General features: G+C 59.9%; 7 protein-coding genes. 2 read left to right on the plus strand and 5 right to left on the minus strand.

The window, feature by feature from the left end; translation table 11 throughout:
* The 3 genes from RNB18_RS26955 to RNB18_RS26965 all read right to left on the minus strand — a co-directional run bounded on the left by RNB18_RS26955 (window position 1) and on the right by RNB18_RS26965 (window position 5590).
* Window positions 1-915 carry a phosphotransferase enzyme family protein gene (locus RNB18_RS26955; protein WP_311716684.1) on the minus strand — a complete coding sequence of 305 codons (915 nt, stop codon included), beginning with the start codon at window positions 913-915 and terminating at the stop codon, window positions 1-3.
* Between the two features lie 170 nt (window positions 916-1085).
* A complete protein-coding gene (locus RNB18_RS26960) occupies window positions 1086-4658 on the minus strand; it encodes an NACHT domain-containing protein (RefSeq protein WP_311716685.1) in 3573 nt (1190 codons plus the stop codon).
* Between the two features lie 128 nt (window positions 4659-4786).
* The gene (locus RNB18_RS26965) at window positions 4787-5590 is read right to left on the minus strand and encodes a hypothetical protein (protein ID WP_311716686.1); all 804 of its coding nucleotides are present in this window, start codon (window positions 5588-5590) and stop codon (window positions 4787-4789) included.
* Window positions 5591-6819: 1229 nt separating this feature from the next.
* Between RNB18_RS26965 and RNB18_RS26970 the strand changes: the two genes are divergently transcribed.
* On the plus strand, window positions 6820-7242 hold the full coding sequence (locus tag RNB18_RS26970; protein ID WP_311716687.1) for a hypothetical protein: 423 nt from the start codon (window positions 6820-6822) through the stop codon (window positions 7240-7242).
* Between the two features lie 548 nt (window positions 7243-7790).
* On the plus strand, window positions 7791-8015 hold the full coding sequence (locus RNB18_RS26975; protein ID WP_311716688.1) for a hypothetical protein: 225 nt from the start codon (window positions 7791-7793) through the stop codon (window positions 8013-8015).
* A gap of 142 nt (window positions 8016-8157) precedes the next feature.
* On the opposite strand, the gene RNB18_RS26980 is transcribed toward RNB18_RS26975, so the two are convergent.
* A complete protein-coding gene (locus RNB18_RS26980; protein ID WP_311716689.1) occupies window positions 8158-10368 on the minus strand; it encodes a tetratricopeptide repeat protein in 2211 nt (736 codons plus the stop codon).
* 509 nt (window positions 10369-10877) lie between these two features.
* Complete coding sequence (locus RNB18_RS26985) at window positions 10878-12857, minus strand: TIGR03960 family B12-binding radical SAM protein (RefSeq protein WP_311716690.1); 1980 nt, start codon at window positions 12855-12857, stop codon at window positions 10878-10880.
* Between the last annotated feature and the right edge of the window lie 12 nt (window positions 12858-12869).

Here is a 12869-nt window from a genome sequence, read left to right on the forward strand (position 1 = left end):
CTACCAGGGCCGCCAGTCCCGAGGAGCGTCATCGTTCCGCAGACCAGCGATGCGCCGGCGGTACTCAGCCGCTGTCTCCTCATCCTCCTGCACGTTCTGCATGAGCCACGTCGTCATGCCGAACTCTTGTAGACCACGCAGCGTCTCGTACCCGGGCCAGTCGTACAGGTCCCGCCCGTACGCGGCCACGAAGTCGGCGTACTGCTCATCCGTCTGCCACCCAAGACTGTGATGCTCGACAGCCGTGACCATCAGATCCCACTCAGGATGGTCGTAGCAGAAAGCCTCGAAGTCGATCAAGATCACTTGCCCGCGATCATCCACCATGAGGTTCTGCACGTGCGCATCCCCGTGCACCGGTCCCTTGGGCGTCTCGAACCGCAGCTCCGCGTACTTGTCTTGCAGCTCCCGCCACCGTTTCCGCAGGAAGACCTTGTCATCTGGCGGGATCACAGCCCGCTCCATCCGTAGTTCCTGCTTGTCGAACGGCTCGAACGACGGCAGTTCGAGCCCCGCCGGCACCTCCAAGGAGTGCAGATCCCGCAGGACACCGCCCAACTCTCCATAGGTGGCCTTGCGATCACCCTCGACTATGAGGTGCCAGAACGTCACCGGGTGACCATCAACCAAGAGCGGCTGCTCAAGATCCCCAACGATGCGTGCGGCAGGGAATCCTTCCTCCGCCAGCCATTTCGAGACGGCGACTTCCGTACGAGCCTTCGGCAGCCACTCTTCCCCGCGGGCCACACGCACGATCACCGGTGCAGAGGCCAGCCGGAACAACGCGTTCTCTCCGAGCCGGATCAACTCCGCGTCTCTGTCGTCGAGCCCCGCCGCCAGGCACGCGGCCACCATCACCCGCGTAGCCCCCGCCGACGTGAACCCCTCTTCCGATCGAGCAGCGTCAACCGCCATGCCCGTACCAGCTCCCCTAGTCGCGCGCGATCAACCGGCGTACGTCAACGGGTGACCAACCCAACATGCACCGGACACGACCCGACCGTACCTGCACTTCGTACGCAAAACGAGAGCAGATGGGAGACGCGAGTCTGACCGCAGGGAGCCTGCTCTGCGATTGACCATCCCTAGTCTGTTACAGATGGGTCGGGCCTAGGATGGTGATTCTCACACGCCGAAGAACTGATTTCAATCACACGGTCACAGTGGATACAGGTCCATTGCTCGGCAGGATATGACAGAGCTTCGAAAAAGTATTCACTTTTCCCAAAAGGAGTCTTTGAAAGGATTTCAGCGACGTTCTTACGAACAAGCAAGTCAGGATCGCGCAGGAGGTGCGCCGCGTCTTCCACTTTGCCTTGAGAAGCGAACCGATGTGCCGCAACTCTCGCAAAACCTGATCGTGAGACAGGATCGCTGGGGGCCGGGTAATTGGGCCACTTTTGGGCGACTATTACACTTGCCGACTGTCGTATCCTGGCAGCTAGCCGTGGACGTAGCCTAATAACTTGATCACGCCATTCTTCAGTTAGATCGACGGCATCCCACGCAAGGTCTACGGCAAGGTCCGCAAGCCACTCGTTATTGGTCTGGAACGCTTGCAAGATGAGTGCAGGAGAACCTGTTGGCAAACTAGACTTCGAGATAGGTCGACGTCTAGAGGGAATTACCAGAATGAACCAGTCAGGGCGCTCGACATTTTCACATTGAAGGGATTCAAGCTCTGCTGTAACTCTTTGCATATCAATCTCATATCCGGCAGCTATACAGCGGAACAAATCCAGAGTGATCCTTGGCACCTTAGAAGTGGCATGATCCAGCATCCCTATTCCTGCGTAATTTATATTTAGGGCTTGCACGAGTGCAGACGCCTCATCCAGGTGCCAGGCCTGCATGGGAGTTAGCTCAACTCGATCGTCTGCGATTTGTATCATGAGACGGAAAACAGAATTTCGATCGAAGTCTCCAAGCCTCATCATGGCTCTTCGGGTCGAATCACTTATGAACCGATTGCGCTCCGGACGCGCATCCCGGAGGACGCTCTCATGGCCGAGTCGCTTGAGCTCGACTTCAGCATTAGAAGCGGTGCTGACTCTGCAACGATACGCGGTGGCGGCAACCCTTAAAGCAGTCGATGGGCGGATAGGTACCAACTCTTCCAGGGCCAGTTGAACGACTTGGTCCAAGCCCGCTGGTCTACTGCTTGCACCCTCCTCCTCGCGGTCTGGATCAAACAGTGCTCGCTCAAGGACGTCGAGGCCCGTAGAAGTCAACTTCCTCCCGTTATTTTTTGCTTGCGATGCCAGAGCTATGGCTTGCACGACGGAAGACTGCCAAGCCCCTAGTCTGTTGACACGGTCAAGAAGAAGCAGCAAATCATCTTCGCTCAAATTCAGACGAGCAAGGCGAATGGCTAGCTTCGCCGGTGCAGAGTCGCCAGGAATTCTTAGTTTCCCTATTTTTTCCCGAGTGGGCGTCAAAGGAAGTGTGGAGATGCGATCGATCTGCATTCTTTTGAAACTTTGCACCCTATTCTCATCCAATTGAGCGCCATCTTCCATAGCGGATAGCACTAGATCCAGAAGGTCATTTCGTTGCTCCAAGGCTAGATCACACAGAGACCGCATCACATGTGGGGAAAGGCCAGCAGCTAGCCTTACGCATTCTCTTAGCTCTGGGTCTGCTACGGAATCTCGCAACCATTCTTCAGCTCTGTCATCGTTCCTGAGTACCCACCGTGCTTCTCCGATCTCAGCGAAGAGTCGAGTTCGTGCCGAGAGACGTCCGCCCGGATGAGAGGTGACGAACACACCAGCAGTGGCATCCCAGTGATTCAGTACGCCCTGAGCGGCAGCTTTAGCTTCTCCTTTCGACTTCCCCCAATATTCTTGCAGCCGCTTATCGACCGCACTCATCACTTCGTTCCATTCAGCTTCATCGCATGCGACATGATGGGCAATATCGTCATAGCAGTCGAGTAGCACTTGGGAAGTGAGTGACGCGCTGATGCCAGGTATGCCTGTCACAGTCCGACGAGATTCCCAACGATGCACGCTCGCCTCAATGATTTCCACTAGAAGCATGGCTCGGGAATTAGGCATCGCTTGGGGAGCCCGTTCCACAAGCAGGAAAACCATTAGCGTTCCCAGGAGAGGAACCTGCCAAAGGTGCCGATCTATGCTTCGGGAAGCCTCTATATAGAGTCTGCGCTCTTCCAACCAGCCTGTAGACTCGGCGCCTCTTTTTTCGGCTAGCTCTTGCAGAAGTAGGTCCAACGTGCTGTCAAGGTTTTCAGGCTCATTTAGCTCAAACGTGGGAAGGTTGAGAAGTCCCGCCGCCTTGAATGAGGAGTGTCGGGTGGTTATTACTATGTCTGTCGAGGTTGGCAGGTCCTGCAAAAGCCGTTCAATTGCCTCAATGATTGCATCTCGATTATCAAGCACTTCATCCAAGGCGTCGAGGAGCAGCACCGCTTCACCACGCTGCAACTTGCGGGCCATCGCGTCTGCCAGTAGCGAATTTTCACCCTGCGTTGCAGACTTAACAACTTCCTCAATGCTTAGACGATACGGTCCTCCTTTTGGAATTATTCGAGCCAAATCGGAAAGTTTTGCCTGCACAGCAAGTGGCGCACTTTTCCTACTACTCCACTCGGCCGCTACTAGCTGAAGCGCTACAGACTTTCCTGCTCCGGGAAGACCTACTATCACCATGCGCCCTTCACGGCGTACGAGGTTTAGAAGATCTTCTTTCTCCCCCTGCCTGACTTCGTTGAGCGTCTCGTCAATGCATGTCGCTTTAAGGTTTTCCGCTAGGCCTGGGATGCGGATCGAAGTTAGCCCAAAATTTAGATCGGCGAGCGGAAGCATATCCCGGTTCTGCGCCAAGCGGCTGCGGTACTCGGCAATAACATCTTCTTCTGCTTGGAGACGTGCCGCCAGCAGTCCTTCCTTATCTGATAGGAGTGGAATTTCCGCTTTCGAGAGCCAGTGGAGCCACCTATCTAGACTCGATGATGATCCCCTGGATGTCGCTTCATCCCGTATGGCCGCACGCAATGCAGAAAAAGCACTCATACCTCGTCCAGCCGCAACAACTGCCCCGTCGAGCCAAGCCGCACCCTGCCCCTCCTCCGATCCGAGAAGGCGGGCGTCAATGAAGCGAACGGCTGCCGCACGTAGAACTCGCTCCGCAGCCGCTTCATCAACTCCTCTTGCTGCAAATATGCTACGAAATACTTTCAAGCTCCCTGCAGCTTCTTTGCTGAGTGCGACTCCATTTTGATATTCAACCAAATGGCGGGCGAGTTTCCTCAGAGTTCCAGATGGTTCGGCTACGACTAGTAGGAGTTGATCGCCGTCGTTGCACTCTTCCTTTTTGACTGCCTCACACCATTGAGAAACTGCAGACTTGAATGGAGCGCCGAGATCGCTGGATGCCTTAGCCTGAATGAATACTTTGGAACCATCGGCGAAACGTACGAGTATATCGTCAACAGAGAAATCAGATTCGAGGTCAATTTGCACCGGAGGGCTATCCGACGCCAGCCAAGGTACGCTCTCCCCTCTTAGGCCATGCACGGCAACAAGGGCAGCGACACCAGCACGGTGCATTGCACCGATTTCGTTTGCGGCTCCGCCCACCGCTCCCTTGGAGCCGAGAGCTTGGGAGGGCTGCTCGAGCCCCTCGGCACTCTGCATACTCCCAGCATGACTCATCGAGCTCATCCTCGACAGAGCTTGCGGTATCTTCCGGCGTCAGACGCCAACGAGGACGACGACCCTGAATGGTACGAGCCCCCGAAGTCGTGGCAGCACGCGCCAAGGGTTCATAGGGTGGGCGTTCCTGCAGGGTGCAGCGCCTCACGTGCCGCACGGATGAAGCCCCTGATGGCCTCATCAAACGTGGGAATGTCCACGGGCAGTGGGCTGTCGTCGTGCGGCTGGCAGAGCGTGGCGATAAAGCCAGCCGGTAGCTCACACCTGCTGAACAGAGCACGCAGCTCTGCCAACACCTCATTGGAGCTGTCTTCCATCCCGGGAGTGCCAATGGTGTGCCAGAAGCCTTGGGCGACGGGGACCAACTCCCAGATGCGCGCTACCTCTTGCCGATGTGTGCGACCGCGGAGACCGACTTCGTGCATCGCGGCCCTCTTGCGCGCGTGGGTCTGTTCAACCACCACCAGGACCTTGGCAGACGTTTCAAGGTTGATGGCTGCTCCGGCAACGTCGTCGGGTCCTTCCAGCCGCACTACCCAAGCTCTGTGCGACATGTCCGTCTCCAGACCTCTCAGGGCAGCGATGCAAGCCCGGGTTTCCTCCTGCCCAGAAGCGCGGCCGAGGTCGTTGTGGGCGTTGTCGGTGTAAGTGAGAACGGATTGCAGGAACGCCGCGTAGGCGTCTCGCTGGACACCACGGCGCCACTGTAGGTGGTCGTTCCGTCCCTGCGCTTTCACGGCATCAAGTGCAGCCCGATAGCTCGCGTCTGCTTGTGCCAAACCGGCACGAGCAGTCTCTTCCGCTCCGCGCAGGGCGCCCCGCAGTGTCCAACGTCCAATCAGGATGGTTGACGCGATGCCAACGGCTGCGACGACGGCCGCAGCGACTGCCCCGATTCCCTGGAGATCCTTCATAGGTCACATGATGGGGGACTCTGCGACATCGTCTCGCGAGGCCCTCGGGCCAGCCCAACCCGCGCAGGCGGCAGATCATGTCCGCTGCGCTGTGAAAGCGGCACGTCGACGACGCAGCTACGGTGTGCTCCAGTTCCAGGAGTACTGTGTCGGCTGCGCCCCAATCTCACTCATGAATCCGTCGATACCGTCCGATGGCGGAGGATTCTGCTTGCTGGCGAGCTCTGGCGCGCACACGTTCCAGTAGAGGTTGCGCTCTTGGTACGGAGCGATGCCAGCCACCTGGGTGAGAGTCTCCACAGGCCCGTTCACCTGGTCCGGAAATTCGCCATCCTTGTGCCTAGGGGTGTAAAGAGTCTGAAATGTCTGACTGATGGTATTGACGGCAGTATCAGACCGATTTTCATAGCGAGTTGAGACAGAGACGCACGTATTACTGGCCTCTTCATCGTGCCACTCCGCGAGAGTCACCTCCCCCTGGGGCGCCTTGACGGCACTGGCGGCAGTCGCCGGCGGTGACCCGGTGATAGCGGGTGCCGACGTTGCGCGGGTAGGGGCTGTGCTCGCAGGTTGTTGACCCAAGGCACTATTCACGACCACGGTTGGGGTCACCGTTACCGTGCGGGTCACCGTCGGCCTAGGCGCGCCGGTGGCGCACCCGTCCAGACAAAGAAGCACGACGAACAGCCCCAGAAGCGGCGCCCCGGGAACGGATATCGGCGCCTGTCTGAGTCGTCGTTGCAAGCGAGGCACAGCATCCCCTTCGAGAGGCAGCGGAGGACGGGCGAGCGAATTGTTGCAGGTTGTACTTGGATCCGGCAGCGGACTGTGCAAAGCACCATTGAGCCCCCTCCCAACCATGGAAGGGGGCTCAACGAGTCACACAGCGTGAGGTAGCCCTCAGACCCACTCCACCTCGGAGACGATCTATGGGGTGCTTCCAGGGCTCGGCAGCGGCATCGGGGAGGAGGTCGCCGACACCGACGGACGGCCGCGCGAAACGCCGACCGCGGCCAGTGCAGCGGCCAGCTCCTCTTCACTCATTCGTGCCAGCGCCTGCACCACCCGATCGAGTGCCTCGCTCACCTCAGTGAGAGTGACCACTCGAAGCCGGCGTCGGACCACCGTTTTTACCGTCAACGGATACGAGGTACCCAGTTCCTGCAACTGGACGAGGGCGCTGGGTGTCTACTTCTCTGACACATCGACCTCATTGGAGGACTCCCAGCATGGATCCTGTATCGCTGACACTGCTGGCTGCCTTGGCAAGTGGAGCAGCAGGAGAAGTCGGTAAGCAAGCGTGGACATCACTCGGAGCACTCGTACGCCGGCCGTTCGGTGGTTCAGATCAAGCCGAGCCTCGTCCAGGCGTTAGCTCCGGAGAAGCGGAGCTGGTCGGGCTCCAGCAGGACCCAGCCGATCCGGTAAGAGCACAAGCCTTGAGTGCAGCGCTCGCCGTCCGGGCGGCGCTCGATGCAGACTTTGCCACTGCACTGCAGCAGTGGTCCGAACACGCCCGGCTGGTGCGTACGGGTGATGGAGACGTTCGTAACGAGATCAGCGGCGGCACCTTCAATGGTCCGGTGCTGCAAGGGCGTGACTTCAGCGGTATCTCCTTCAACACGCCGCCCGCCCATCGCCCGGCACCATGAGGAGGAGATCAGACCGTTTCTCGATGCAAGGTTCGGCTGAGGGAGGGCCGGTAGGACCAATACGGGTTGTGCGACGCGTCCGGTGAGTCGCCCACGCCTAAAGGGCACCCTCATAGTTGGGTGTTCGTACTCAGGGCGGCTGAGAGCCGAGCTGGCTTTTCTTCGCACCCTGCAAGATGGAATCTAGGTCGACGGCAGGCCTCGGAGGGCCTTCAATTCTTGCTGCTTTCGCTCTTCGTGGGCTATCCGATCGATCTGAGCGAGCACATTAAGAGTCGGCGTCCACTGAGCAAGGAGGTTCATAAGGTCGGGAAGAGCAGCAGCGTATGTAGTAAGTACGGCCCCCCAAGTATTTCCAGTCAACTGGATTGCAAATCGAGGCACACGCGCATGGCGCTCGTAGACGACCAGGTTCAGCGGTATATGCAGGTCATGAGAGTAAGTACTCTCAGCTTCATCAGCGAAACCATTTGCCGTGAACCACGGAGAGAACCGGCCGCCTGGAGGTCCTCTTTGAAGTCGCCACTGCCAGTATCGGGAACGGGGTCGTGGGCAAGGTCAACCCAATCTCCACTGGAGAACATCTGATCGTGCGCTCCCAGTCGAGTGCCGCTGCGAATTTCCTGTTGCGGTGGCCCAAACTGAACCTGCCCACCCATGATCACCGGGCCGTGAAAAGTTCCACCGCTAGCCTCATTCTTGGTCTGATTCGTACCATGGCTGCGGGCATTGCGATCCATACGCCCCTCTTGCATGTCGCCCCCTCTGAATGAGTCAAATCCTACATCCTGGCCCATCGCGTCTCTGGCAGGTACCCAATAGAACAAATTCCGATCGGTGCAACGGCACCGCGCGGCTGTGTGCCGCCTGATATGTTAGCCTCGGGAACAGTGAGTGCGCGGCACGCCTAGAAATCTACCCAGTCAGCCACCGAAGGATCTCCAGATTTTCGGCGGCGTAAGGATCACCGGCAGCAAGAGCGATACTAAAGAACCGCTCCGCCTCAGCCTCCCGTCCCTTCTGTCTGGCCAAAAGGAGGCCGAGATTGTTTGCAGCTTCGTCATCCCCTCCTAAATAGGCCATGCGATAGAACTTCTCTGCTTCATCCTCTCGCCCCTCCTGCTCTGCCAGGAGAACACCGAGGTTGAATGCGGCGTCGGGATCTCCAGCGGACAGAGCGAGGCGGAAGTAGTTTTCGGTCTCTCCCTCCCGCCCAGGCTGCCTCGCCAAGAGGTGCCCTAGGTTTTTGGCAGCCTGCTCGTGCCCAAATTTCAACGCGGTGCGGTAGAGCTCCTCGGCTTCGGATTCTCGCCCAGGCTGATCTGACAGAAATATGCCTAAGTTGTAGGCAGCATCAACAGACGCGGTATCGGACGCCAGTGCAACCCGATACAGGTCCTCAGTCTCGGCTTCCTGCCCTTCCTGCTTGGACAAGATGTTGCCCAGATTGTTTGCGGCGCTTGCGTTTCCTCTCTCGACCGCAAAGCGGTACATCGCCTCGGCTTCCGCTTGCCGCCCTGCGTGCATCATTAACTGACCAAGGTCATACGCAGCCGTGCTGGCAAGATCCGTGACCAGCGCAGCACGTAAAAGCTCCTCTGCCTCCGTCTCCCGTCCCTCCTGTTCACTGAGAAGGTCCCCTAGGAAGTAGGCCGCTTGAGTATCTCCAGAGGCCAGCGCCCTACGAAGGTACTCCTCTGCCTCAGCCCTACGGTCCTCCTGCCGGTACAGAAGAAGGCCCAAATTGTAAATGGCATGGGTAGGTTCTTCCATAGCGAGAGCAGCACGCAGATACGCCTCGGCTTCATCCTCCCGCCCCTCCTGACGCGACAGTAAACGACCAAGGTTATTATTCGCATCAGCTGCTTCTTCATTGGAAAGCGCTATGAGGAAGAATTCTTCAGCTTCCCTCTCCCGCCCTTGCTGCTCGACAAGCAGAAGACCAAGGTTGTTCGCTACGCCGTGCCCGTGATCAAGTGCATCACGGAGAAACTTCTCGGCCTCCACCTCCCTGCCTTGTTGTTTGGACAACAGGAGGCCCAAATTGGTTGCGGTACTCTTGTACCCGTCCGCGAGTGCAGCACGAAAGAACGCTTCCGCCTCCGTTTCCCTCCCTTCCTGGTGACACATAAGAACTCCGAGGTTGTGGGCAACCATCAGACTCTTTGCGGCAAGGGGACGCCAGGCAGCTTCAGCGATGTCATAAATTTCGGCCTCGGCAGCAGCGAGCCCTACGGCGAATTGATCCTCGCCCGTGGCGTGCTCCAAGGCTGCCGTCCATGCACACCTGGGCACAGAAGTCTTGATGTGATCCTTCAAATAGTCAAAAACGTCCCACGCCTGGGGATCTTCTGCAGGGAGGAGGAGGCTCGTGACGCCGTAGCGGATTTCTGTGGCCCAACGGATTGCGTCCTCTAAAGGTTCAGGGCGAAGCAGCGCGCCACCATATGCGGAGAGGTGGTGTTCGTGGAGCGCGGTTAGGAGGGTGAGTGAATAAGGCGGGTGCAGCCCGGTACGGGCCAAGTCAATAGCTGCCATGACCAAGGCAGCCCCACGCGCATGGCCAGCAGCCGCTTGGCGGGCCCGATCGAGCTCCGCAAGGAGAAATGGCCCTGCAGCCACATACTCAGCGATTCCGTAGGGACCGTGGCGGGTGAGTGCCTCCACGATGCGTCCGTCATCACACTCTGCAGCACGACCGAGCTCCTCCGCCGACCAGATCCGCGGAATGTTGATGGGATCAATCGCTCTAAGTACCTGTGCTCCGGCACGGTCACGATTCTGCGGGCTAAATTTTTCATATTGTTGAAGGCGCATTGTGGCAATGGCAGGTAGCCGCAGGCGGATCAGTTCATCGAGCAGAGCAAGATCGAGGCCGTCATTCCCGAGAAATCGTTCCAAATCATCAAGCCACAGCACCGAGGGCACTGCAGTTCTTCCCATTACATCTACTGCAGCAAATAGATCCCTGCTTTGCGTCGGGCGCGCGACTCGACGCTCCGGCAACTCGGCGTGCATGGCCTCGTATGCGGCGCGCGTCTTACCTGCCGTTGAGTCCCCAACTAACAGGACGAGGCCACCCTCGGTCTCAGCCAGCTGCAGTTGCCGCCGCAACTCATAGTCCACGTCCCGAGGTATGTACGGGGGCACGAGGCTGCCATCCGTGCCGCGCCGGGCACGGTGAGCGCCTGCCTGCACAGGGTCCCACTCATTGGACAACGGCCATAGCCCAGGGTCCCGAAGGTAGCGGGGAACATCATCGCCGGATGTCAGCTGGATGGTGAGGCCGTTGATAGTTCCGGCCTGCACGAGATTCCTCAGAGAACCACCCGATACAGAGTTGCTCACGTCCTGCTTACCAGCCGGCTCCCCCGCCATCGCGTCCCCTCCAGACGTGCTGAAGCTGCTGTCCTCAGTGCGCATGTCAGTGTTAAGAGGTCTCCGCGGAATCGACCCACTCCACTTCGCAAATCATCTGCGAGCCCCCTCGCGCGTCCGGAAGCGGCGTCCTGTACAAAGCCGACGACGCCAACGGGCGCGGGCGGGAGGCACCGACCGCAGCTAGCGCAGCAGCCACTTCGTCTTCACCCGCCCCCGCCAGCGCCTCAACCATCCGATCGAGTGCCTCACTCACCTCAGTGCGAGTGACCACTCGAAGCCGGCGCCGGACCAGCATTCTTGACCGTCAACGGAAGCAACTTCTTCCCGGTCGGACCGATTTGTATAGCCGTGTCCATCTGCGGGCACACCCCGCAGTCGAAGCAAGGCGTCCACCGGCAGTCCTCGACCTCCGTCTCGTCGAGGGCGTCCTGCCAGTCCTCCCAGAGCCAGTCCTTGTCGAGGCCGGAGTCGAGGTGGTCCCAGGGGAGGACTTCCTCGTACGTCTTCTCGCGGGTCGTGTACCAGTCGACGTCCACGCCGAAGGCGGGCAGCGTCTTGTCTGCGCAGGCCATCCAGCGGTCGTAGGAGAAATGCTCGCGCCAGCCGTCGAAGCGGCCGCCGTCCTCGTAGACCGCGCGGATCACGGCGCCGATCCGCCTGTCACCCCTCGACAGCAGGCCTTCCACGATGCCGGGCTTGCCGTCGTGGTAGCGGAAGCCGATCGAGCGGCCGTACTTCTTGTCGCCGCGGATCTTGTCGCGGAGCTTCGCCAGGCGGGCGTCCGTCTCCTCCGCCGAGAGCTGCGGGGCCCACTGGAAGGGCGTGTGGGGCTTGGGGACGAAGCCGCCGATCGAGACCGTGCAGCGGATGTCGTTCTGGCCGGAGACCTTGCGGCCCTCGGCGATCACCTTCGTCGCCATGTCCGCGATCTGGAGGACGTCCTCGTCGGTCTCCGTCGGCAGGCCGCACATGAAGTACAGCTTCACCTGGCGCCAGCCGTTGCCGTACGCCGTGGAGACCGTCCTGATCAGGTCCTCTTCCGAGACCATCTTGTTGATGACCTTGCGCATGCGCTCGGAGCCGCCCTCGGGGGCGAAGGTCAGGCCCGAACGGCGGCCGTTGCGCGTCAGTTCGTTCGCCAGGTCCACGTTGAAGGCGTCGACGCGGGTGGAGGGGAGGGACAGGCCGATCTTGTCCTCCTCGTACCGGTCCGCCAGGCCCTTCGCGATGTCGCCGATCTCCGAGTGGTCCGCCGACGAGAGCGAGAGAAGACCCACCTCCTCGAAGCCCGTCGCCTTCAGGCCCTTCTCCACCATGTCGCCGATGCCCGTGATCGAGCGCTCGCGGACCGGGCGGGTGATCATGCCCGCCTGACAGAAGCGGCAGCCGCGGGTGCAGCCGCGGAAGATCTCGACCGACATGCGTTCGTGGACCGTCTCCGCGAGGGGGACGAGGGGCTGCTTCGGGTACGGCCACTCGTCGAGGTCCATGACCGTGTGCTTCGACACACGCCACGGGACGCCCGACTTGTTGGGGACCACGCGCGCGATACGGCCGTCGGGAAGGTACTCGACGTCGTAGAACGCGGGGATGTACACCGAGCCCGTCTTCGCGAGGCGGAAGAGGACCTCCTCGCGGCCGCCCGGCCGTCCCTCCGCCTTCCACTCACGGATGATCTTCGTCATGTCGAGCACGGCCTGCTCGCCGTCGCCGATGATCGCCGCGTCGATGAAGTCCGCGATCGGCTCGGGGTTGAAGGCCGCGTGGCCGCCGGCCAGCACGATCGGGTCGTCGAGCGTACGGTCCTTGGACTCCAGCGGGATGCCCGCCAGGTCCAGCGCCGTCAGCATGTTGGTGTAGCCCAGCTCCGTGGAGAAGGACAGGCCGAACACGTCGAAGGCACCCACGGGCCGGTGGCTGTCCACGGTGAACTGCGGGACGTGGTGCTCCCGCATCAGGGCCTCCAGGTCCGGCCACACGCTGTAGGTGCGCTCGGCGAGGACGCCCTCCTGTTCGTTCAGGACCTCGTAGAGGATCATGACGCCCTGGTTGGGCAGACCGACCTCGTACGCGTCCGGGTACATCAGTGCCCAGCGGACGTCACAGGACTCCCACGGCTTGACGGTGGAGTTGAGCTCTCCGCCGACGTACTGGATCGGCTTCTGCACATGCGGGAGCAGAGCTTCGAGCTGCGGAAACACAGACTCTGCGGCCGCAGCGACTTCGGCAGGCATCTCGCGAACCTT

This window comes from Streptomyces doebereineriae, assembly GCF_031845645.1.
Lineage (GTDB): Bacteria > Actinomycetota > Actinomycetes > Streptomycetales > Streptomycetaceae > Streptomyces > Streptomyces canus.

Coding starts and splice junctions, on each gene's coding strand:
- RNB18_RS26955 (WP_311716684.1), bottom strand. CDS start 915: ATGGCGGTTGACGCTGCTCGATCGGAAGAGGGGTTCACGTCGGCGGGG.
- RNB18_RS26960 (WP_311716685.1), bottom strand. CDS start 4,658: ATGCAGAGTGCCGAGGGGCTCGAGCAGCCCTCCCAAGCTCTCGGCTCC.
- RNB18_RS26965 (WP_311716686.1), bottom strand. CDS start 5,590: ATGAAGGATCTCCAGGGAATCGGGGCAGTCGCTGCGGCCGTCGTCGCA.
- RNB18_RS26970 (WP_311716687.1), top strand. CDS start 6,820: ATGGATCCTGTATCGCTGACACTGCTGGCTGCCTTGGCAAGTGGAGCA.
- RNB18_RS26985 (WP_311716690.1), bottom strand. CDS start 12,857: ATGCCTGCCGAAGTCGCTGCGGCCGCAGAGTCTGTGTTTCCGCAGCTC.